This window comes from Streptomyces sp. JH002 (genome assembly GCF_050916115.1).
Lineage (GTDB): Bacteria > Actinomycetota > Actinomycetes > Streptomycetales > Streptomycetaceae > Streptomyces > Streptomyces xiamenensis.
In genome coordinates this window covers 5,309,801-5,329,835 of sequence record NZ_CP087989.1, presented here as the reverse complement: position 1 = coordinate 5,329,835, position 20,035 = coordinate 5,309,801, and the positions used below count along the sequence as shown (strand labels likewise).

The window sequence follows — 20,035 nt, the reverse complement described above, 5'->3', positions numbered from 1 at the left end:
CGGCGGGGCGACGGCGAGGGGTGGCGTACGGGCCGGGTCAGCCGGCCCAGGGCGCCCCCAGTTCGGAGTACAGCGCCAGCCGCCGCGCCCCGGCGGCGGTCAGCGCGTCGACACCGTCGATGATGCGGCGCGGCCCCTGCACGGCGGGCTCCGTGTGCCAGGCCGCGTCCGGCAGCACCCGTGGTTCGGGCGCGGTACGTACCGCCTCCACCAGCCGCATGAAGGCGCCGGTGCGCTCCGGGGGCACCAGCAGCGCGGTGGCCGGGTCGCGCAGATGGGCGATCAGGTTCTCCAGCAGATCGGTCCGGCCGTGGTCGCTGTACTGCGGCTCGTGGCCCTCGCGTTCCAGCAGTACCCGGTCCTGCTTGTACCAGAAGGTGATGCGGCCCCGTTCGCCGTGCACCTCGACGTACGGCTCGCCCGGCTGCTCGGCGGCCAGGGTGACGGCGGTGACCACGCGGGTGCCGTCCCGCGTGGTGATCCGGGCTGCGGAGGTGTCGTCCGAGGCGATGTCGTTGACCCGGTAGAGCTCCAGCTCGACCGTGTCGACGTCCTGCGCGCGGTCGGCCCCGGCCAGGTGGAGGGCGGTGGCCACCGCGTGCGCGAGCGGGTTGGTGAGCACCCCGTCCACCACGTCGCGGCCGTCCGGGGTGCGGCGCAGACCGCCCCACGGCGCGCGCTGCCAGTACGCCTCCTCCCGCACCCAGGCGCCGGCGGCCCCGTACCCGTTCACGGGCCCGATCGCACCGCCGTCGATCAGCCCCCGCAGGTACGGCAGGGCGTGCGAGCCGAGCGACTGGAAGCCGATCTGGCACCGCACACCGGCCGCCGCGATCCCGTCCGCCATTCGCCGGAACTCGGCCAGCGAGGGGGCCGGCGGCTTCTCCAGCAGGATGTGCGCCCCCGCCCCGGCGGCGATCAGCGCGAGGTCGGCGTGGGTGTGGATGGGCGTGCAGATGATGACGATCCGCGCGCCCGTGCGCTCCAGCAGCTCCGCGAGGTCGGCCGACTGGACGGGTGCGCCGAGCCCCTCGCCCAGCTCCTCGGCGGTCAGCGGCTGGAGTTCGCAGATCCCGGCGAGGGTGACCGCGCCGCTCGCCGTCAGCCGGCGCAGATTGCGCAGATGCCAGCGGCCGTGCCCCCGGGCGCCCACGAGCACCACGGGAAGCGGGCTGTTGCTGTTCGTTGTCATGAGTGGCCCTTCAGCCCGCGTACGGCTCGGGGACCTCGCCCGGCTGGGAGAGGAAGGCGAAGTCGCAGCCGGTGTCGGCCTGGGTGATGTGCTGTTCGTACAGCACGCCGTACCCGCGGCCGTACCGCAGCGGCGGCGCCTGCCAGTCGGCGCGGCGGCGCTCCAGCTCCGCGTCGTCCACGTGGAGGTGGAGGCGGCGTCCCTCGACGTCCAGGGTGATGAGGTCACCGGTGCGCACCAGCGCCAGCGGGCCGCCGACGTGCGACTCGGGGGCGATGTGCAGCACGCACGCGCCGTAGCTGGTGCCGCTCATCCGGGCGTCGGAGAGCCGCACCATGTCGGTGACGCCCTCCTTGAGCAGGTAGTCGGGGATCGGCAGCATCCCGTACTCGGGCATGCCGGGGCCGCCGAGGGGGCCCGAGCCGCGCAGCACCAGGACGCTGTCGGCGGTGATGCCGAGCTCCGGGTCGTCGATGTTCTTCTGCATGGTCTTGTAGTCGTCGAAGACCACGGCCGGGCCGGTGTGCTGGAGCAGGTGCGGCTCGGCGGCGATGTGCTTGATGACGGCGCCGTTGGGGGCGAGGTTGCCGCGCAGCACGGCGACGCCGCCCTCGGGGGCGAGCGGGTTGTCCAGGGTGCGGATGACGTCGTCGTCGTGGACGAGGGCCCCGGCCAGCTGCTCGCGCAGGCTGGGGTGGCTGATGGTGGGCCGGTCCAGGTGGAGGTGCGTCTCGCCCAGGCGCGCCAGCAGTCCGGGAAGGCCGCCCGCGTAGTGGAAGTCCTCCATCAGGTGGGCGCCGCCGGGCCGCAGGTTGGCCAGCACCGGGACGGTACGGGCGATGCGGTCGAAGTCGTCCAGGGTCAGGTCCACGCCCGAACGGCCCGCCATCGCGATGAGGTGGATCTCGGCGTTGGTGGAACCGCCCAGCGAGAGCACCGTGGTGACGGCGTCCTCGTACGCCTCGCGGGTGAGGAACTTCGAGAGCTTCTCACCGCGCCTGACCAGCTCCACGGCGCGCAGTCCCGCGGCGGCGGCCATCCGGCTGTGGCCGGAGTCCACGGCGGGGATGGAGGCGGCGCCGGGGACGGTGACGCCCAGGACCTCGGCGGCGGAGGTCATGGTGGAGGCGGTGCCCATGGTCATGCAGTGGCCCGGCGAACGCGCCAGCCCGCACTCCAGTTCGGCCAGCTCGCAGTCGCCGATCTTCCCGGCCCGCTTCTGGTCCCAGTACTTCCACATGTCGGTGCCCGAGCCGAGCGTCTCGCCGCGCCAGTGGCCGCGCAGCATCGGCCCGGCCGGCACGAAGACGGTCGGCAGGTCGACGCTGGCCGCGCCCATCAGCAGCGCCGGGGTCGTCTTGTCGCAGCCGCCCATCAGCACCGCGCCGTCCACCGGATAGCTGCGCAGCAGCTCCTCGGTCTCCAGGGCGAGCAGGTTGCGGTACAGCATGGGGGTGGGCTTCTGGTACGTCTCGGAGAGCGTCGAGACGGGGAACTCCAGCGGGAAGCCGCCGGCCTGCCACACCCCGCGCTTGACGGCCTCGGCCCGTTCGCGCAGATGCTGGTGGCAGGGGTTGATGTCCGACCAGGTGTTGAGGATGGCGATCACGGGCTTGCCCATGTGCTCCTCGGGCAGATAGCCCAGCTGCCGGGTACGGGCCCGGTGCGAGAACGAGCGCAGCCCGTCGGTGCCGTACCACTGGTGGCTGCGCAGGGTGGCCGGGTCGAAGTCCCCGGTGGGGTTCGCGGTCTCCTCGCTCATCGCACGTCCCACCCTTCGACGATGGCGGCCACGGCCGCGCGGCCCTCGGCGGACAGCGGGGCGCTGGGCGGCCTGATGTCGCGGCGGGCCAGGCCCAGCACGGCCAGCGCCTCCTTGACCACGGACACGTTGTTGGCCGACTGCTGGGCGGCGCGCAGCTCCTCGAAGCCGCGGATCCGCTCCCAGACCTTCATGGCGGCGGGGTAGTCGCCCGCGCGCAGCGCGGTCAGCATGTCGAGGGAGACGGACGGCGCGACGGTCACCAGGCCCGAGGTGAAGCCGGTGGCGCCGGTGGCGAAGTAGCCGGGCGCGTACAGCTCGGCGAGGCCGGCCACCCACACGAACCGGTCCAGGCCCGCCTCGCGGGCGAAGGTGGCGAACCGTACGGCGTCCGGCACGGCGTACTTCACGCCGATGACGTTGGGGCTCAGCTCGCCGAGCCGGGCCAGCGCCGACCCCTCCAGGAGGGGGTTGCGCACGTAGGGGACCACGCCGAGACCGGGTACGGCCTCGGCGATGACGCGGTGGTACTCCACCCAGCCCTCGGCCGAGACGTACGGGTTGACGGGCTGGTGCACCATGACGAGGTGCGCGCCGGCGTCGGCCGCGGCGCGGGCGTCGGCGACCGCGGTGGCCGGGTCCAGCCCGATCCCGACGACGATCTGCGCCTCGTCGCCCGCCTCGGCGACGGTCAGTTCGACCTCCAGGCGGCGCTCGGCCGGGGTGAGGGAGTAGAACTCACTGGTGTTGCCGTTCGGCGTGAGGGTCCGGATGCCGCCGTCGAGGAGCCTGCGCAGCAGCGCGCGGTAGGTGTCCTGGTCGAGCGCGCCCTCGGCGTCGAACGGGGTGACCGGGATGGCCACCACATCGGCGAGGGCGGCGCGCTGGGCCGCGAAGTCGGTCATGGTGTCTTCTCACTGCCTTCCTTGGGGAGCGTGTCCTCGGGGAACGCCCGGGACACGAACCCCGCTATGTGCGCGTGCAACAGCCGGGCGGCGCCGTCGGCGTCGCCCTCCTCGGCGCGGGCCAGGATCGCCCGGTGCTCGTCCGCCTCGCCGTCCCAGCTGGGGGTGATCTGCCAGGCGACGGAGGAGACGAGGGCGGCCTGATCGCGCAGGTCGTCAAGGGTCTTCACCAGCAGCGGGTTGCCGCAGGGGGCGTACAGGGCGCGGTGGAAGTCGCGGTTGGCCTCGGCGCGGTCGGCGGGGTCGGTGGCGGCCAGCGCGCGGGCCAGGGCCTCGCGGGCGGGGGCCAGCTCGCGGCCGGCGGCGACGGTGCGGCGCAGCGCCTCGGGCTCCAGCAGCTGCCGGATGTCGTACACGGCGCGGGCCATGCCGGCGTCCACGGTGCGTACGGCGGCGCCCTTGTACTCGTTCATCTCGACCAGCCCACGGCCCGCGAGGGTCTTCAGCGCCTCGCGGACCGGGGTCTTGGACACCCCGAAGCCGGCGGCCAGTTCGGTCTCCACCAGGGGCGACCCGGGCGCCAGCGCTCCGCTGAGGATGGCGTGGGTCAGATGCTCCAGGACGTAGCTGGTCCGGGAGGGGATGGGGACGGGAACCGGGGGTGTGCCGGGACGCGGGGGGGCTCATGGCGTGGGCTGGCTCGTCTCGTATATGAGATATGGCGTATGACGTATGAGATGCACAGCGCACGCTAGAGGGAGCCGCGGGGGACGTCAACGGTTGCGACAGAACTGGGGGAAAGGGCTTTCTACGAACCACCGGCCGACCCGCCGCGCACATCCGCGCGAGCGGGCCGGCCGGTGTTCCGCCGCTGCGATCAACTACAGGTGTTGCGACTGGAGTTGTTCAGGGTGAGGTTGCGGAACTGGATGTTCACGCCGCACGGGTTCTCATTGACCGCCGAGTTGGTCACCGTGAGGTTCTGGAGGGTGACGTCCCGGGTGTTGGCGAACTCCGTACGGGCGGCGATCCGGATGTCCCCGGGGCCGCTGACCGTGCCGCCGACGGCCGCGAGGGTCACGTTGTAGCAGTTCTCGATGAGGATGGCGTTGCTGCCGGTCTGCGCGATGTCGATGCGGTCGATCACGGCGCCGCCGCTCTCCGACACGCAGAAGATCCCGCGCCCGCCCCCGCGGGCGATGACCTCGCCCACCCGGATGTTGGTGGGGTAGCCGTCCCCGACCCGGCCGTTGCGGTTGGCCATCCGGAACGCCGCGTAGCCGGTCCCCGTCCCGGCGCCCTGGCCGTCGACCCGCTGCACGGTGGCGTTGATGGTGTCGTTCAGCAGGAGCCCCGAGTAGGCCGTGTTCCTGGCCGTGACGGTCCCGATGGTCAGCCCGTCGACCCCGTACGTCTCCACCCCGTGGTTGTTGGTACCGGACACGTAGACGTTGTCGATGCGGACATTGCGGGTACGGACGTTGCGGTTGCTGTGGTTGTCGATCCGGACGCCGAACCCGCCGGAGAGCCGCAGATCGAGTTGGCCGAGGGTGATGTTCGTCCCGTTGCGCACGAACACCCCGAAGTAGGGGGCGCCGGTGACGTTGAGGTACGGCACCTCGATGTCGGTCACGTTGCGCCCGCGCACCACGGCGTGGTCACCGCCCGGGGTGCCCGTGACGTTGATCGTGCCGCAGACCTCCAGGATGGTGTAACTGGGCAGGTCCAGCGACTGGTTGGCGGGCATGTTCCCGGACCCGCGCACCACGACGCGCTGCTTGCTGGTGCGCCCCGGGGTCAGGCTGTTCACCGCGGCCCGCATGGCGGCGAGCATGTCGGTGCCGGAGTACCCGGGCGCGGTCCAGGTGCTGCCGTTCTGCACGGCCTGGGCATGTGCCCCGGAGTCGCCGCAGGCCAGGGCGCCGACATCACCGGCGGCGACTCCGGCGGCGGCGGTGGTGCGGGTGTCGGCCGCATCGGCGGCGGAGGCGCCGCCGGCCCCGGTGAGGGTGGCGGCGGCCGTGACCATGGCGAGGAAGCCGGCGACGACCAGGGAGGTCCTCCGCCTGCGGAAGGGCGTCACGGCTCTGATCTTGCGCGTTCCCATGCGTTCTCTCCTACGGTGGGGGGAGTGTGCTGAATCGATTCACGAGAAGCGCGGGACTGTCCCGTACCCGGTGCTCGCGAACCGGAGGAGCGTGCGGTGACCACGGGCCGGGTGAAAGCGCTTACGGCTGGCGCGCGCAGGGGGACCCGGCCCATCCGGGATCCTCGCAACGGCCCCCACCCCCGTCAAGGACCCGGACACGGTGACGTGCGGCCCGCCACGACAGGGCGGCGCGGGGCCGTGCCGGTGTCCGCGCGCCGCCCGGCGTCCACCGGAATCCGGTGTCCGGCATGACCGGCTTGTGATGAGGTGGTCCCGCGGCCGGTACCGGGCCACGAGTGAGGAGAGCTGGAGCGGATGACGGACGAGAGCAGCAGGACGGACGGGATCGCCGCCCTGACGGAGCGGAACCTGGCCGAGCACGCCTGCCACCTGCACCGGCGGCTGCCCGGCGCGTCCGTCGTGCAGGGCGGGGATCTGCTGATCGCCGACAGCGGGCTGGCCGACGACACGTTCAACATCGTGGCCGGGGCACGGTTCCCGCCCGGCACCGCCGACGCCCGGATCGCCGGGACGGCGCGGAACCTGGCGGCCACCGGGCGGCCGTTCTCCTGGTGGGTGGGCCCGGCCTCCTCCCCCGCCGACCTCGGCGAGCGGCTCGCCGCCGCCGGGTTCGGCGCGGCCGAGCGGGAGGCGGCCATGTGGAAGGCCCTCGCGGAGCCGCCGCCCCCGGCGGCCCCCGCGTCCCGGGGTCTCACCATCCGTCCGGTGACCACCGCCGCCCAACTGGTGGACTACGCCGCCGTGCTGTCCGCCAACTGGGAGCCGGCCTCGGCCACCGTCGTGGAGTTCTTCCGCCGCACCGCCGGCTTCGCGCTCGCCCCGGACAGTGCTGCGCGGTACCTGGTGGGCTACGACGGGGACCGCCCGGTCAGCTCAGCCGAGGTGTTCCACCACGCGGGCGTGGCCGGTCTCTACAACATCAGCACCCTGGCCGCCGACCGCCGGCGCGGCCACGGCACGGCGATGACCGCCGCCGCGCTGCGCACCGCGTACGGGACGGGCGCCCGCACGGTGGTGCTGCAGGCCTCCGCGCAGGGCGAACCCGTGTACCGCGGGCTCGGCTTCGTCTCCCTGGGGCACTTCACCGAGCATCCGCTGGGCGTCGCGTAGGGTGCGCGGGCGACCGTCGAACGGCTACGCTGCATGATCACCACATCATCTGCATGTCCTCGGGGGACTCATGAACGTGCGCGCACGCCGCGCCGCCGCCGCCTGCGCGGCGGCGTTGGCCCTGACCTTCACCGCCGCCTGCGACGACAGCGACGCGGCCCTGCCTCTCCCGACGCAGAGTCAGCCCCCCGGGGACGACGACGCGTCCGACGACGACGCCGGCGAGGAGGAGACGCAGGAGCCGCCCGCACCGGACACCCGGGGGCAGGACGACCTCGACCTCGGCGCCACCCACACCTGGGAGCACAGCGGACTCGCCGTCACCGTCGACCGGATCGAGACCCTCGACCCGGCCGGCATCGAGGAGTGGGAACGGCCGGAGGAAGGGCTGACCCCGTTCCGGGTGCACGTGACCGTGGCCAACACCGGTGACGCGCCGGCCGACCTCGACTCGCTCGCGCTGAGCGTGGCCGGTGCCACCAGCGGCGGCGAGGTGCAGTTCGGCATGTACGAGGGCGACCAGCGGCTGACCGGCCGTCTCGCCCCGGGCGTGAGCACCGAGAAGAGCCAGAGCTGGGCCTTCGACACCGGGGCGCACGGCGCCGACATCCTCATCACCGCCTCCTACTGGGGCGACGACGAGGACCTCTGGGCGGATGACCCCCAGTGGATCGGCAGCATCCGCTGAGCGGTGCCCGGCACCGGAAAGCTCCCCGCACCCGAGGTGCGGGGAGCTTCCTTGTCGCTACTCCCCGCGGCCGCGCGCCCGCAGCGCCGCCTTGCGCGCCTCCTCGGCCAGGGCGCGGTCGGGGTGCAGCCGGCCCATGGCCTCCAGGACCTCGGCCGTCGCGGGGTGATCGACCCGCCAGGCGTGCTCGAAGAAGGAGCTGTGCTGGACCGTCAGGCCGTCGATGAGGGTGCGGAGTTCGTTCTCCTCGTCCTCCTCTTCCTCGTCGACCGTCGCCAGCTGGGCCGCGAGGGTGTCGATCGTCAGCCAGAAGATCAGGTCCTCGTCCGGCGGCGGTACGTCCGCGGCGCCGCGTTCGGCCAGCCAGACACGCGCCAGGCCGCCCAGCTCGCGGTCCGCCAGGACCTCCCGCAGGGCCGGCTCGGCCGGTGCGCCCACGAGGGCGAGCGCCAGCTGGCAGCCCAGCCGCCGCAGCGGCGCGTCCTCGTCCGTGCCGCGCGCCGCCGTCAGCAGTTCCCGGGCGGCGGTCAGCGGGTCGCGGTCCGCCAGCCAGGCCTCGGCCTCCGCCTGGGCCGCGCCGTGCGCGCGGTGCGGGAGTTCGGTCAGCAGCGCCCCCGCGCCAGCCGTGGCCAGGTCGCCGACGGCCGGGGCGTTCAGGCCCGCCTCCCGCATCCGGCGGCGTACGCCGTACACCCCGAGCGGGGTCAGGCGCACCTGGCCGTAGCGGGTCAGGTCCTCCTCCTCCGCGGGGAGTTCGTCCGTCGTCTCCTCGCCCTCGGCCACGATGAGGGTCTGGTCGACCGGGTCGTACTCCAGCAGTCCGGTGCCCTCCAGGACCCGGAACTGCTCGTCCAGCCGCATCATCACCGACGAGACCTCTTCCAGGGTCTCGTCGCTGGGCTCCTCGCCGCCCTCCGGCTCCTCCTCGTCCGGGACGACGAGGGCGGCGGCGACCACCGGGAGCGGGACCATGGCGCCGGCCGCCACGTTCTCGTCGGTGGCGGCGAGCAGATAGAGCTGGGCCAGGGCGGAGTCCAGGAAGGCGGCCTCCTCGTCCGGGTCCCACTCCAGGGTGTCCAGGTCGAAGGTCTCGGGGTCGAACGACTCCAGGTCCTCGCCCAGCAGGTCTTCGATGGTGGGGGTCGCGGCGTCGGCGAGCACGGCTTCCAGGCCGTCCGCCCAGATGTCGAGGATCTCCTCGGGCGTGCCGGCCGTCAGCCGCTCCAGTTCCGCGCCGGGCGCGGCGGTGCCGGCCGCGGTGCCGGGCTCGCCCTCCTCCTCGGTGACGTCGACGAGTCCGGTGTCGACGGCGAAGTTCCAGGCTTCGACGGTCAGTTCCGTGGCGTACTCGTGCGTGTCCAGGCCGAGCGCCGCGATCGCCTCCGGCAGTCCTTCGGCGAGCAGCTCCGCCCCGGCGCCGACCGGGACCCCGGGGCGGGCCCAGCGGGCGAGGGCGGCGGCCCGGGTGACCAGCGGGACGGCCAGCGCGTCGCGCGCCAGTTCCGCCTCGGTGGGCAGCCGCACGGGGGGCAGGGTGGGCAGGTCCGCACCGGACATGATGTGGGGGCTCCTCGGCAACGATGGCGTGTCGGTTCAGCCTAGAGCGTGATCCACAGCACGCCCAAAGACACAGCGCACGGCCCGCGAGCCTTCGGCGCCGGTTCACGGGAAAGTTCCCCGGCCGACCCCTGCCAGGCGTTGACAACCCATGGCGCGTACGGGAGCTTTACGCGCGTAGAAGTGCAGCCCTGTCCCCAACAGGTCCCCACCCGCCCCCGGAGGGCATCTTGTTCGCTCTGTCCCGCCCGTCCAGACGCGCCACCGCCGTGGGCGCGTTCGGCGTCTCGGCCGCTCTCGGCGCCACGCTCCTGGTCACCTCGCCCTTCTCGGCCTCCGCCGCCGACACCGGTGAGCTGCGCATCCACGACATCCAGGGAAACACCCGCATCTCCCCGTTCCGGGGCGAGCAGGTCACCGATGTGCCCGGAATCGTCACCGGGGTACGGACGTACGGCTCGCGCGGCTTCTGGATCCAGGACCCGCGGCCCGACGACGACCCGGCCACCAGTGAGGGCATCTTCGTCTTCACCAACGCGGCGCCCACCGTCGCGGTCGGCGACTCGGTGACCGTCAGCGGTGCCGTCACCGAGTACTACTACGGCGGCGTCGCCCGGGGCGACACCTCGCTGACCCAGATCTCCCGGCCCACCGTCTCCGTGGTCTCCTCCGGGAACGAACTGCCCGCGCCCGTCGTCCTGGACGCCGACGCGATCCCGGCCGGGTACGCGCCCGAGGGCGATGCGGCCGACGGCAACAGCATCGAGAACCTGCCGCTGGAGCCCGAGAAGTACGCGCTGGACCTGTACGCCTCGCTGGAGGGCATGAACGTCCAGGTCGAGGACGCCGCCATCGTCGGCCCCAGCACCGCGTACTACGAGCTGTGGGTCAACGTCCAGCCCGAGCTGAACGCCACCTCGCGCGGCGGCACCCGCTACGCCTCGTACGACGACCCCAACCCGGGGCGGCTGAAGGTGGAGTCGCTGGTACCGGTGGGCCAGGCGCCGTTCCCCACCGCGAACACCGGGGACACGCTGAGCGGCGTCACGGCGGGGCCGCTGGACTACGACGAGTTCGGCGGCTATCTGGTGGCCGCCCGTGAGCTGGGCACCGTCACCTCCGGCGGCATCGAGCCGGAGACCACCCGCGCCCAGGAGCGCAAGGAACTGGCGGTCGCCGCGTACAACGTGGAGAACCTGAACCCCGGCAACGACCAGGCGAAGTTCGACCGGCTGGCCGCCGGCATCGTCGATCACCTCGCCTCCCCCGACATCGTCGCCCTGGAGGAGATCCAGGACGACAACGGCGCGGTGGACGACGGCACCGTGAGCGCCGAGCAGACCCTGACCCGGTTCACCGACGCGATCGTCGCGGCCGGCGGCCCCCGCTACGACTGGCGCGGCATCGACCCCGAGGACGGCAAGGACGGCGGTCAGCCGGGCGGCAACATCCGCAACGTCTTCCTCTTCAACCCGGACCGGGTCTCCTTCACCGACCGTCCCGGCGGCGACGCCACGACCGCCGCCTCCGTGGTCAAGGAGCGCGGCAAGGCGGCGCTCACCCATTCCCCCGGCCGGATCGAGCCCGCCGACGCGGCGTGGAACGCCAGCCGCAAGCCGCTGGCCGGCGAGTTCAGCTTCCGCGGCACCCCGGTGATCGTGATCGCCAACCATTTCAACTCCAAGGGCGGGGACCAGTCCCTGTACGCGCGGTACCAGCCGCCGACCCGCTCCAGCGAGACCCAGCGCCTGGCCCAGGCCGAGCTGGTCAACTCCTTCGTCCGCGACATCGTCCGGGTCCAGAAGAACGCCCAGGTGGTGGTCCTCGGTGACATCAACGACTTCGAGTTCTCCGGCACCACCGCGGCGCTGACCTCCGGCGGGGTGCTGCGCAGCGCGGTGTACTCGCTGCCGGCCGCCGACCGCTACACGTACCTCTTCAACGGCAACGCGCAGGTGCTGGACCAGACGCTGGTGACGCCCGGCATCAAGAAGTTCGACTACGACATCGTGCACATCAACGCCGAGTTCGCCGATCAGGCCAGTGATCACGATCCGCAGGTAATCCGTTTCAAGCCCTGAGCGGGGGCCGTTACGGTGGGGCCATGCGCCCCGAACCCCCCTTCGGCCGCCGTGCCGCGGCCATGATCACCCCGTTCACGGCGGGCGGTGCCCTCGATCTGGAGGGCGCCGCCCGTCTCGCCGTTCATCTCGTGGACCGGGGCGGCTCCGACGCCCTGGTGCTCAACGCGACCACCGGCGAGTCGGCGACCACCACCGACGCGGAGAAGGACGCGCTGCTGCGCGCGGTCCTGGAGGCGGTCGGTGGCCGGGCCTCGGTGATCGCCGGGGTCGGCACCAGCGACACCCGGCACACGGTCGCGCTGGCCCGGGCCGCGGCGTCGGCGGGCGCGCACGGGCTGCTGGTGGTCACCCCGTACTACTCGCGCCCCACCCAGGAGGGCATCGTCCGCCATCTGGAGACGGTCGCGGACGCCACCGAACTGCCGGTGATGCTGTACGACATCCCGGCCCGTACCGGCGCGGGGACGGAGCTGACCGCCGATTCGCTGCGGCGGCTCGCCGGCCATCCGCGGATCCGCGCCGTCAAGGACTGCGCGTACGACCTGCTGAAGTCGGGCCTGGTCATGGAGAGTACGGAGCTGGCGTACTACTCGGGCTGCGACGAGCTGCATCTGCCGCTGTACGCGCTCGGCGCCACCGGCTATGTGAGCACCGTCGCCAATGTGGCGGGGCCGCAGGTGCGCGCGGTGCTGGACGCCGTGGACGCGGGCGACCTGGCCACCGCCACCCTGCTGCACCGGCGGTTGCTGCCCCTGGTGGACACGATGATGACCGGGGTGCCCGGCACGGTGTCGGTCAAGGCGCTGTTCGCGGCGGCCGGGATGCCGGGCGGTCCGGTACGCGGGCCGCTGCTGCCGGCCGGTGCGGAGTTCACCGGCCGGCTGGTGGAGGAGCTCAAGGCTGTGCTGGCGCCCGCTTCGTGAGGTCGGGGCCGGTGCCGGGGCCGCCGTCGGGGTCCGCGTCCGGGTCGGCGGCCAGCTGCCGCGTCGCGCCGTCCCCGACGAGGTCGCGGGCGAGCAGGGTGGCCCCGGCGACGGCGCCCGGCATCAGGAAGATCGCCAGGGGCGGCACCATGAAGGCCGCCACCAGCGGGACGCCGAAGCCGACCGCCAGCCAGCGGCGCCCGCGCAGCATCCGCAGCCGCGCGCGGACGTCGATGCCCCGGCGCCCCAGGGCGTAGCAGACCAGTTCCAGGGTCAGGAAGAACCCGGAGACGGCGAAGCCGATCACCGGGATCACGGTCTGCCCGAGGACCGGCAGGAAGCCGAGGACGAACAGCGGCACGGTCCACAGCGTGGCGCGCCACAGCACGTACAGCGCCTCCACCAGCGCGGCCCACAGCTCACGCCACAGCGGCCGTTCCGGGGCCGCGGGGCACGCGCCCTCGCTCTCCTCCACGGCGGCCGACAGCGCGTCGTAGAAGGGGTCGCCGATGACGAGGGTGACGGCGGTGAAGGTCAGGACGGCGAGCGCGAGTCCGGCCGCCAGCAGCAGGGCGACGGCCAGGCCGCGCACCAGCCCGCGCCAGGGGGATTCCCAGTCGTCGGCGAAGGGCGTGATCCAGGCGGCGAGATCGCCCGCGTTGAGCAGCAGGACGAACAGCGCCGCCGCGTACAGCACCAGCGCGATCAGCGCGGGCAGCAGGGCGCGGCCGTACCGTCCGGGGTGCTGGGCGAGCCATCGCTGGCCCAGCACCACGTACCGTATGCCGGCCGCGAGATCAGTCATCATCGGATCATGATCTCGCACCGGCGGGGGTGAACGGCGTCAGTTGTGGCTGTGCAGCGCCTCGTTGAGGCCGCCCCAGGAGCCGGTGCGCTGCAGCGCCTCGACCGTGCCGGTGGTGGAGTTGCGGCGGAAGAGCAGGTTGTTGGCGCCGGAGAGCGCGGCGGCCTTCTCGATGGTGCCGTCGGGCAGGGTGACGCGGGTGCCGGCGGTGACGTACAGGCCGGCCTCCACCACGCAGTCGTCGCCCAGCGAGATGCCGATGCCGGACTCGGCGCCGAGCAGGCAGCGTTCGCCGATGGTGATGGTCTGCTTCCCGCCGCCGGACAGGGTGCCCATGATGGAGGCGCCACCGCCGACGTCGGTGCCGTCGCCGACGACGACGCCCGCGCTGATGCGGCCCTCGACCATGGAGTTGCCGAGGGTGCCGGCGTTGAAGTTGCAGAAGCCCTCGTGCATGACGGTGGTGCCGGCGGCCAGGTGCGCGCCAAGCCGGACCCGGTCGGCGTCGCCGATGCGGACCCCGGCCGGGACGACGTAGTCGGTCATCCGGGGGAACTTGTCGACGCTGGTGACGCTCAGCGCGGTGCCGGCGGCGCGGGCGGCCAGCCGGGTCTCCTCGACGCGCTCCACGGCGACCGGGCCGCGGCTGGTCCAGGCGACGTTGGCGAGCAGCCCGAAGATGCCGTCCAGGCTCAGGCCGTGCGGGCGCACCAGGCGGTGGCTGAGCAGGTGCAGACGCAGGTAGACGTCGTGGGCGTCCAGCGGCTTGTCGTCGAGGGAGGCGATGACCGTACGGACCGCCACGACCTCGACGCCGCGCACCGGGTCGGGGCCCAGCGCCTGGGGGGCGGCGGAGCCGAGGAGTTCGGCGGCGCGCTCGGGGGTGAGGCGTTCACTGCCGGCCTCGCCGGGTTCGTCGCTGAGGGCCGGGGCGGGGAACCAGGTGTCGAGCACGGTGCCGTCGGCGGCGAGGGTGGCCAGGCCGGCGGCGACGGCACCGGTGGTACGGGAGGTGGGTGCGGAGGCGGTTGCGTCGGTCATGCCCCAGACGCTAGCCGGTGGGCGGCGCGGCTGGCCAACCGGTCCCGGATGGCGGTATCCACCGGTTGACCTGGTCGGCGAGGGCGTGGGGGTGGTGGCTGCCTCTGGTACGGAGGTGCCGGATCAACGGCCCGTCCACAAGGGGCGGAGCGGCGCGCGGTGGCTCCTCGGGCAGGTGGGGGCGCGGGGCGGCGGTGGTCGCGTCGATGAGGCGCCGCCGCCGTTCCGGGTCCTGGCGGCGGGCCGTCAGTGGGCTCCTCCGAGGTTGAGCAGGGTGACGCCGCCGATGACGAGGGCCACCCCGGCGACCTTGGCGGCGCTGACGCTCTCGCCGAGGAAGAGCATGCCGATGGCGGCGATCAGGGCTGTGCCGGCGCCGGCCCAGATGGCGTAGGCGACGCCGACATCGATGGTCTTGAGGACCCGGGCGAGCAGGATGAAGGCGACGGCATAGCCGGCCAGGGTGCCCAGCGTGGGCCAGAGCTTGGTGAAGCCGTCGCTGAACTTCATCAGGGTGGTGCCGGCGATCTCGAAGAGGATCGCCCCGGCGAGCAGAACGTAGGCCATGCACCGGAGCGTAGTGACGATGTGCCGGCCGGTACCCGTGCGCGACGGCCGGGGGGCGTCGCGCCGGGGAAGGTGCCCGGGGCCGTGACGAGGGGGGTGAGGCCGAAGGGCTCGCCCGGGTCGGTCGCGGGCCGCCGGATCAGGCACCGACGCCGGGTGAGATCGGCTCCCCACCGGAGTGACCCACCCCGCGCGCCACCCGGGGCGCTCTCCCCCGCCCCCGCATCCTGAGCACTGATCACGACGGACGACAGACGGAGAGAGGATCACCCATGGCCCAGTGCGAGGTCTGCGGCAACGACTACCAGCTGACCTTCGAGGTGCGCGCCGCCGGCGAGGTGCATGTCTTCGACAGCTTCGAATGCGCCATCCAGCGGATGGCCCCGGTCTGCGAGAACTGTCAGTGCCGCATCATGGGCCACGGCGTGGAGACGACGGACGGCCACATGTACTGCTGCGCCCACTGCGCCCGCGTCCAGGGACACCAGCAGCTGGCCGACCACGCCTAGGGCGTCTCGTTTGGATCTTCGTGGATCAGGTCGCGACGTCAGATGCGGTCCTCCCCCAGTCTTCGACTGGGAGGTGCCCCCATTCGCTTCGCTCAAGGCGCCGGAGTGCCCTCAGGGTGGTTTCCTGTGGGCATTTCGGCAACGCGGCGAGGTTCCCCCGGCCTTCGGCCGGGAGGTGCCCCCAGTAGCCGGCGTCGCGGCCCCGCGAAGATCCAGACGAGACGCCCTGGCCGGGGGCCCGGCACGGAAAAAGCGGGAGGCGAGGGCCGGCCGGCCCTCGCCTCCCGCACGAACGGTGCGGCCTCGCGTCTCAGACGTTGAAGCCCAGCGCGCGCAGCTGCTCGCGCCCGTCATCGGTGATCTTGTCGGGCCCCCACGGCGGCATCCAGACCCAGTTGATCTTCAGGTCCTTCACCAGCCCGTCGGTGGCCGACTTCGCCTGGTCCTCGATGACGTCCGTCAGCGGGCACGCCGCCGACGTCAGCGTCATGTCGAGGGTGGCGATGTTCTCCTCGTCGACGTGGATCCCGTAGATCAGTCCGAGATTCACCACGTCGATGCCGAGCTCGGGGTCCACGACGTCGTACAGCGCCTCGCGGATCTCTTCCTCGCTCGCGGGCTGGGCGGTCGTGGCCGTGCCGCCTGTCGTCTCGCTCATGCCGCCTCCTTCAGGGCCTGGGCGGTTGCTTCCTTCCAAGCCATCCAGCTCAGCAGTGCGCATTTCACCCGGGCCGGGTACTTGGAGACCCCGGCGAACGCGACCGCGTCCTCCAGCAGGTCCTCCATCGCGTCGTCCGGCTCCAGCCGGCCCTTGGACTGCATCAGCTCCAGGAAGGTCTCCTGGATCCGCCGCGCGTCCGCCAGCTCCTTGCCGACCAGCAGGTCGTTCAGCACCGAGGCGCTGGCCTGGCTGATCGAACAGCCCTGCCCCTCGTAACTGACGTCACCGATGGTGGTCCCGTCCATCCGCACCCGCAGGGTGATCTCGTCACCGCAGGTCGGGTTGACGTGGTGCACCTCGGCGTCGCCCGGGCGCAGACCGCGCCCGTGCGGGTGCTTGTAGTGATCGAGGATCACTTCCTGGTACATCGATTCCAGCCGCATGCTCAGGGGCACCTCATCCGAAGAAGCCGCGTACGTACTCCAGCCCCTCGATCAGGGCATCCACCTCGGCGGGCGAGGTGTACAGATAGAACGACGCCCGCGTGGTCGCCGGAATTCCGTACCTCAGGCACACCGGCCGTGCGCAGTGGTGACCCACCCGCACCGCGATGCCCCGCTCGTCCAGCACCTGACCCACATCGTGCGGGTGGATGTCACCCAGGGTGAAGGAGATGGCGGCGCCCCGGTCCTCGGCCGTCCGGGGGCCGATGATCCGCAGGTCCGGCACCTCGGCCAGCCGCGCCAGCGCGTACTCGGTCAGGGCGTGCTCGTGCGCCGCGATCCGGTCCATGCCGATGCCGCTGAGGTAGTCCACGGCCGCCCCGAGGCCGACCGCCTGGGCGATCGGCGGAGTGCCCGCCTCGAACTTGTGCGGCGCCGGGGCGTAGGTGGAGGAGTGCATCGAGACGGTCTCGATCATCTCGCCACCGCCCAGGAACGGCGGCAGGTCCTCCAGCAGCTCCTGCCGGCCCCACAGCACGCCGATCCCGGTCGGGCCGCACATCTTGTGACCGGTGAAGGCCACGAAGTCGGCGCCCAGGTCCTGCACGTCCAGCGTGGCGTGCGGAACGGCCTGCGAGGCGTCGATCAGCACCAGCGCGCCGACCTCGTGCGCCCGCCGGACGATCTCCCGCACCGGGTTGTGCGTGCCGAGGATGTTGGACACCAGCACGAACGAGACGATCTTGGTCCGCTCGGTGATGATCTGATCGATGTTCGACAGATCGAGCCGGCCCTCGTCGGTGAGCCCGAACCACTTCAGCTGCGCTCCGGTGCGCTGCGCCAGCAGCTGCCACGGCACGATGTTGGAGTGGTGCTCCATCTCCGTGATGACGATCTCGGTGCCCGAGTCCACCCGGTAGGGCTCGTCGGCCCAGCCGAGCATGTTGGCGACCAGGTTCAGCGACTCCGAGGCGTTCTTGGTGAAGATCACCTCGTCCCGGCTGGGCGCGTTGATGAACGCGGCGACCTTGTCCCGGGCGCCCTCGTACAGCTCGGTGGCCTCCTCCGCCAGCACGTGCACACCCCGGTGCACGTTGGCGTGGTGCCGCTCGTAGTACGTGTTCATCGCGTCCAGCACCTGGCGCGGCTTCTGCGAGGAAGCCGCGTTGTCCAGGTAGACCAGCCTCGTGCCGTCGTGGACCACGCGGTCCAGGATCGGGAAGTCCTTGCGGATCGCCTCGGTGTCCAGGAGGCCGGCCGGGAGACCGGGGCGGCCCGCCCGTGGCTCGGTCATGAGGCGCCACCACCCTTCGTGTACGCCTCGTAGCCCTCGGCCTCGAGCTTGTCGGCCAGCTCGGCGCCGCCCGACTCGACGATCCGGCCACCGGCGAAGACGTGCACGTGGTCGGGCTTGATGTAGCGCAGGATGCGCGTGTAGTGGGTGATCAGCAGGGTGCCGGACTCGCCCGCCTCGCGCACCCGGTTGACGCCCTCGGACACGATGCGCAGCGCGTCGATGTCCAGCCCGGAGTCGGTCTCGTCCAGGATGGCGATCTTCGGCTTGAGCAGCTCCAGCTGGAGGATCTCGTGCCGCTTCTTCTCACCGCCGGAGAAGCCCTCGTTGACGTTGCGCTCGGCGAAGGCCGGGTCCATCTCCAGGCGGGCCATCGCCTCCTTGACCTCCTTCACCCAGGTACGCAGCTTGGGTGCCTCGCCGCGCACGGCGGTGGCGGAGGTGCGCAGGAAGTTGGAGACGGAGACGCCGGGGACCTCGACCGGGTACTGCATCGCCAGGAAGACGCCGGCGCGGGCGCGCTCGTCGACGGTCATCTCCAGTACGTCCTCACCGTCGAGGGTGACGGTGCCGCCGGTGACGGTGTACTTGGGGTGGCCGGCCAGCGAGTAGGCCAGGGTGGACTTGCCGGAGCCGTTGGGGCCCATGATGGCGTGGGTCTCGCCCTGCTTCACGGTCAGGTCGACGCCGCGCAGGATCTCGGTGGGTCCGCCTTCGGCTTCGACGGAGACGTGCAGGTCGCGGATCTCAAGGGTTGCCATGGGTGCTTCAGGACTCCTGGGTGACGGAGACGAGCACAGCGGCGCCGGGGCCGTCTCCTTCGATCTTGACGGGATAGACGGGGATGGGGCGGGTCGCCGGCAGGCCCGAGGGCTTGCCGGTGCGCAGGTCGAAGCTGGAGCCGTGCAGCCAGCACTCGATCCGGCAGTCCTCCACCTCACCCTCGGAGAGCGAGACATTGGCGTGCGAGCAGATGTCGTGGACCGCGAAGACCTCGCCCTCGGTACGGACCACGGCCACCGGCACCCCGCCGACCTCCACGCGCTTGGGGGTGTCCTCCGCGAGGTCCCCCAGCACGCAGGCCTGCACATAGGACGCCTGTGGTGTGCTCATGCGTGCGACGCCTCCAGTTCGGCGGAGAGCTTGGCGATCAGCCGCTCCTCGACGTCCGGGACGCCGATCTGCTGGATCAGCTCGGCGAAGAAGCCGCGGACGACCAGGCGCCTGGCCTCGTCCTCCGGGATGCCGCGCGCCATCAGGTAGAACAGCTGCTCGTCCTCGAAGCGTCCGGTGGCGCTGGCGTGGCCGGCGCCGGCGATCTCGCCGGTCTCGATCTCCAGGTTGGGGACCGAGTCGACCCGGGCGCCGTCGGTGAGGACCAGGTTCCGGTTCAGCTCGTAGGTGTCGGTGCCGGTGGCGGCGGCCTGGATCACCACGTCGCCGATCCACACCGCGTGCGCGTCCGCGCCCTGCAGCGCGCCCTTGTACGCCACGTTGCTGCGGCAGTTGGGGGCGGAGTGGTCCACCAGCAGGCGGTGCTCCTGGTGCTGGCCGGCGTCGGTGAAGTACAGGCCGTACAGTTCGGCCTCGCCGCCGGGGCCCGCGTAGGTCACCCGGGGGTGGATGCGGACCACGTCGCCGCCGAAGGTGACGATCACGGACTTGAAGGTGGCGTCCCGGCCGATCAGCGCGTTGTGCTGCGAGCAGTGCACGGCGGTGTCGGCCCAGTCCTGGACGGAGACCACGGTGACCTTGGCGCCGTCGCCGACGACGAAGTCGACGTTGGCGGCGCGCACGGTGTCGCCGGTGTGGTCCAGGACGAACACGACCTCGGCGAAGGCGCCGACCTCGAAGACGGTGTGCCCGAAGGTCACGCCGCCCTCGCCGTGCACGGACACCCGCACCGGCTCACCGAGGACGGCCTCGGCGGGCACGGTGATCACGGTGGCCTTCTCCACCGCGCTGAACGCCTGCGCGGCGACCCGGTCCACCGGGGTTCCCGCCTTGCCGACCCGGGCGTCGTCGCGGCTCACGGTCTCCACCGTGACGCCGGAGCCCTCGGGGGCGATCACCTCGGCCTTGACACTGCCGCCACCGGTGGCGGTGCCGTCGTGCAGGCCGCGCAGCCGTGCCAGGGGAGTGAAGCGCCACTCCTCCTCGCGGCCGGTGGGCACCGGGAAGTCGGCCACATTGAAGGACGGCGGGGCGCTCATCCGGGTGGCGACGGTGGACTCCGCCGCCAGCGCGACCGGATTGCTTGGGGCCTCAGCCATGGGTCTCGTCGTGCTCACTCTCTTGATAGGGGAAACGGCTCACACAGAGGG

The 20,035-nt window shown here is 72.2% G+C and carries 20 protein-coding genes; 5 read left to right on the top strand and 15 right to left on the bottom strand.

All coding sequences use genetic code 11. The annotated features are described in order from the left end of the window. Positions 1 to 37: 37 nt before the first annotated feature. The 5 genes from H7827_RS24425 to H7827_RS24405 form a co-directional block, all read right to left on the bottom strand. Positions 38 to 1,192 carry a Gfo/Idh/MocA family protein gene (locus H7827_RS24425; RefSeq protein ID WP_386535176.1) on the bottom strand — a complete coding sequence of 385 codons (1,155 nt, stop codon included), beginning with the start codon at positions 1,190 to 1,192 and terminating at the stop codon, positions 38 to 40. Positions 1,193 to 1,202: 10 nt separating this feature from the next. Beyond that, on the bottom strand, positions 1,203 to 2,954 hold the full coding sequence (araD, locus tag H7827_RS24420; RefSeq protein WP_432747351.1) for an L-arabinonate dehydratase: 1,752 nt from the start codon (positions 2,952 to 2,954) through the stop codon (positions 1,203 to 1,205). Continuing rightward, entirely contained in the window at positions 2,951 to 3,859 is a 909-nt protein-coding gene (locus H7827_RS24415; protein WP_030733904.1) for a dihydrodipicolinate synthase family protein, read from the bottom strand. The genes araD and H7827_RS24415 overlap by 4 nt, the downstream gene beginning before the upstream one ends. Beyond that, positions 3,856 to 4,503: a GntR family transcriptional regulator gene (locus H7827_RS24410; RefSeq protein ID WP_432748052.1), complete on the bottom strand. Its 648-nt coding sequence runs from the start codon at positions 4,501 to 4,503 to the stop codon at positions 3,856 to 3,858. The genes H7827_RS24415 and H7827_RS24410 overlap by 4 nt, the downstream gene beginning before the upstream one ends. 233 nt (positions 4,504 to 4,736) lie before the next feature. Further along, positions 4,737 to 5,966 carry a right-handed parallel beta-helix repeat-containing protein gene (locus H7827_RS24405; RefSeq protein WP_432747349.1) on the bottom strand — a complete coding sequence of 410 codons (1,230 nt, stop codon included), beginning with the start codon at positions 5,964 to 5,966 and terminating at the stop codon, positions 4,737 to 4,739. A gap of 357 nt (positions 5,967 to 6,323) precedes the next feature. On the opposite strand from H7827_RS24405, the gene H7827_RS24400 reads away from it, so the two are divergent. Together H7827_RS24400 and H7827_RS24395 are read left to right on the top strand one after the other, a co-directional pair. Then, complete coding sequence (locus H7827_RS24400; RefSeq protein ID WP_432747348.1) at positions 6,324 to 7,139, top strand: GNAT family N-acetyltransferase; 816 nt, start codon at positions 6,324 to 6,326, stop codon at positions 7,137 to 7,139. Positions 7,140 to 7,209: 70 nt separating this feature from the next. Continuing rightward, the gene (locus tag H7827_RS24395; RefSeq protein ID WP_432747347.1) at positions 7,210 to 7,827 is read left to right on the top strand and encodes a hypothetical protein; all 618 of its coding nucleotides are present in this window, start codon (positions 7,210 to 7,212) and stop codon (positions 7,825 to 7,827) included. Positions 7,828 to 7,884: 57 nt separating this feature from the next. On the opposite strand, the gene H7827_RS24390 is transcribed toward H7827_RS24395, so the two are convergent. After that, positions 7,885 to 9,384: a hypothetical protein gene (locus H7827_RS24390; protein ID WP_432747346.1), complete on the bottom strand. Its 1,500-nt coding sequence runs from the start codon at positions 9,382 to 9,384 to the stop codon at positions 7,885 to 7,887. A gap of 230 nt (positions 9,385 to 9,614) precedes the next feature. Between H7827_RS24390 and H7827_RS24385 the strand changes: the two genes are divergently transcribed. Further along, the gene (locus H7827_RS24385) at positions 9,615 to 11,465 is read left to right on the top strand and encodes an endonuclease/exonuclease/phosphatase family protein (protein WP_432747345.1); all 1,851 of its coding nucleotides are present in this window, start codon (positions 9,615 to 9,617) and stop codon (positions 11,463 to 11,465) included. A 23-nt stretch (positions 11,466 to 11,488) separates the two neighbouring features. Continuing rightward, the gene (gene dapA, locus H7827_RS24380; protein ID WP_432747344.1) at positions 11,489 to 12,391 is read left to right on the top strand and encodes a 4-hydroxy-tetrahydrodipicolinate synthase; all 903 of its coding nucleotides are present in this window, start codon (positions 11,489 to 11,491) and stop codon (positions 12,389 to 12,391) included. Here the strand turns inward: dapA and H7827_RS24375 are convergent. The 3 genes from H7827_RS24375 to H7827_RS24365 form a co-directional block, all read right to left on the bottom strand. Further along, positions 12,363 to 13,196, bottom strand: coding sequence for an EI24 domain-containing protein (locus H7827_RS24375; protein WP_432747343.1), 834 nt, complete (start codon positions 13,194 to 13,196; stop codon positions 12,363 to 12,365). The genes dapA and H7827_RS24375 overlap by 29 nt on opposite strands. A 39-nt stretch (positions 13,197 to 13,235) precedes the next feature. After that, entirely contained in the window at positions 13,236 to 14,237 is a 1,002-nt protein-coding gene (dapD, locus tag H7827_RS24370; protein WP_386535148.1) for a 2,3,4,5-tetrahydropyridine-2,6-dicarboxylate N-succinyltransferase, read from the bottom strand. A gap of 246 nt (positions 14,238 to 14,483) precedes the next feature. Then, complete coding sequence (locus H7827_RS24365) at positions 14,484 to 14,804, bottom strand: DMT family transporter (RefSeq protein ID WP_432747342.1); 321 nt, start codon at positions 14,802 to 14,804, stop codon at positions 14,484 to 14,486. A gap of 272 nt (positions 14,805 to 15,076) precedes the next feature. Here H7827_RS24365 and H7827_RS24360 point away from each other — a divergent pair, with 272 nt between their 5' ends. Next, complete coding sequence (locus H7827_RS24360) at positions 15,077 to 15,313, top strand: hypothetical protein (protein ID WP_030733924.1); 237 nt, start codon at positions 15,077 to 15,079, stop codon at positions 15,311 to 15,313. 310 nt (positions 15,314 to 15,623) lie between these two features. On the opposite strand, the gene H7827_RS24355 is transcribed toward H7827_RS24360, so the two are convergent. Genes H7827_RS24355 through sufD form a run of 6 tightly spaced genes read right to left on the bottom strand, consistent with a single transcriptional unit; the run spans position 15,624 to position 19,984 of the window. Next, the gene (locus H7827_RS24355; RefSeq protein ID WP_030733926.1) at positions 15,624 to 15,971 is read right to left on the bottom strand and encodes a metal-sulfur cluster assembly factor; all 348 of its coding nucleotides are present in this window, start codon (positions 15,969 to 15,971) and stop codon (positions 15,624 to 15,626) included. After that, positions 15,968 to 16,417, bottom strand: coding sequence for a Fe-S cluster assembly sulfur transfer protein SufU (gene sufU, locus H7827_RS24350; protein WP_030733929.1), 450 nt, complete (start codon positions 16,415 to 16,417; stop codon positions 15,968 to 15,970). The genes H7827_RS24355 and sufU overlap by 4 nt, the downstream gene beginning before the upstream one ends. 13 nt (positions 16,418 to 16,430) lie before the next feature. Continuing rightward, positions 16,431 to 17,711, bottom strand: a complete 1,281-nt coding sequence (locus H7827_RS24345) for a cysteine desulfurase (protein ID WP_030733931.1) — start codon at positions 17,709 to 17,711, stop codon at positions 16,431 to 16,433. After that, the gene (gene sufC, locus H7827_RS24340) at positions 17,708 to 18,472 is read right to left on the bottom strand and encodes a Fe-S cluster assembly ATPase SufC (RefSeq protein WP_030733933.1); all 765 of its coding nucleotides are present in this window, start codon (positions 18,470 to 18,472) and stop codon (positions 17,708 to 17,710) included. The genes H7827_RS24345 and sufC overlap by 4 nt, the downstream gene beginning before the upstream one ends. A 7-nt stretch (positions 18,473 to 18,479) precedes the next feature. Continuing rightward, positions 18,480 to 18,824: a non-heme iron oxygenase ferredoxin subunit gene (locus H7827_RS24335; protein WP_200368027.1), complete on the bottom strand. Its 345-nt coding sequence runs from the start codon at positions 18,822 to 18,824 to the stop codon at positions 18,480 to 18,482. Further along, positions 18,821 to 19,984, bottom strand: coding sequence for a Fe-S cluster assembly protein SufD (sufD, locus tag H7827_RS24330; RefSeq protein ID WP_432747341.1), 1,164 nt, complete (start codon positions 19,982 to 19,984; stop codon positions 18,821 to 18,823). Before sufD ends, H7827_RS24335 begins: the two co-directional genes overlap by 4 nt. Between the last annotated feature and the right edge of the window lie 51 nt (positions 19,985 to 20,035).

Excerpts from the sequence above, each read along its gene's own strand:
- H7827_RS24425 (WP_386535176.1), bottom strand. The coding sequence starts at position 1,192 with ATGACAACGAACAGCAACAGCCCGCTTCCCGTGGTGCTCGTGGGCGCC.
- araD (WP_432747351.1), bottom strand. The coding sequence starts at position 2,954 with ATGAGCGAGGAGACCGCGAACCCCACCGGGGACTTCGACCCGGCCACC.
- H7827_RS24415 (WP_030733904.1), bottom strand. The coding sequence starts at position 3,859 with ATGACCGACTTCGCGGCCCAGCGCGCCGCCCTCGCCGATGTGGTGGCC.
- H7827_RS24405 (WP_432747349.1), bottom strand. The coding sequence starts at position 5,966 with ATGGGAACGCGCAAGATCAGAGCCGTGACGCCCTTCCGCAGGCGGAGG.
- H7827_RS24400 (WP_432747348.1), top strand. The coding sequence starts at position 6,324 with ATGACGGACGAGAGCAGCAGGACGGACGGGATCGCCGCCCTGACGGAG.
- H7827_RS24395 (WP_432747347.1), top strand. The coding sequence starts at position 7,210 with ATGAACGTGCGCGCACGCCGCGCCGCCGCCGCCTGCGCGGCGGCGTTG.
- H7827_RS24390 (WP_432747346.1), bottom strand. The coding sequence starts at position 9,384 with ATGTCCGGTGCGGACCTGCCCACCCTGCCCCCCGTGCGGCTGCCCACC.
- dapA (WP_432747344.1), top strand. The coding sequence starts at position 11,489 with ATGCGCCCCGAACCCCCCTTCGGCCGCCGTGCCGCGGCCATGATCACC.
- H7827_RS24375 (WP_432747343.1), bottom strand. The coding sequence starts at position 13,196 with ATGACTGATCTCGCGGCCGGCATACGGTACGTGGTGCTGGGCCAGCGA.
- dapD (WP_386535148.1), bottom strand. The coding sequence starts at position 14,237 with ATGACCGACGCAACCGCCTCCGCACCCACCTCCCGTACCACCGGTGCC.
- H7827_RS24365 (WP_432747342.1), bottom strand. The coding sequence starts at position 14,804 with ATGGCCTACGTTCTGCTCGCCGGGGCGATCCTCTTCGAGATCGCCGGC.
- H7827_RS24360 (WP_030733924.1), top strand. The coding sequence starts at position 15,077 with ATGGCCCAGTGCGAGGTCTGCGGCAACGACTACCAGCTGACCTTCGAG.
- H7827_RS24355 (WP_030733926.1), bottom strand. The coding sequence starts at position 15,971 with ATGAGCGAGACGACAGGCGGCACGGCCACGACCGCCCAGCCCGCGAGC.
- sufU (WP_030733929.1), bottom strand. The coding sequence starts at position 16,417 with ATGCGGCTGGAATCGATGTACCAGGAAGTGATCCTCGATCACTACAAG.
- H7827_RS24345 (WP_030733931.1), bottom strand. The coding sequence starts at position 17,711 with ATGACCGAGCCACGGGCGGGCCGCCCCGGTCTCCCGGCCGGCCTCCTG.
- sufC (WP_030733933.1), bottom strand. The coding sequence starts at position 18,472 with ATGGCAACCCTTGAGATCCGCGACCTGCACGTCTCCGTCGAAGCCGAA.
- H7827_RS24335 (WP_200368027.1), bottom strand. The coding sequence starts at position 18,824 with ATGAGCACACCACAGGCGTCCTATGTGCAGGCCTGCGTGCTGGGGGAC.
- sufD (WP_432747341.1), bottom strand. The coding sequence starts at position 19,984 with ATGGCTGAGGCCCCAAGCAATCCGGTCGCGCTGGCGGCGGAGTCCACC.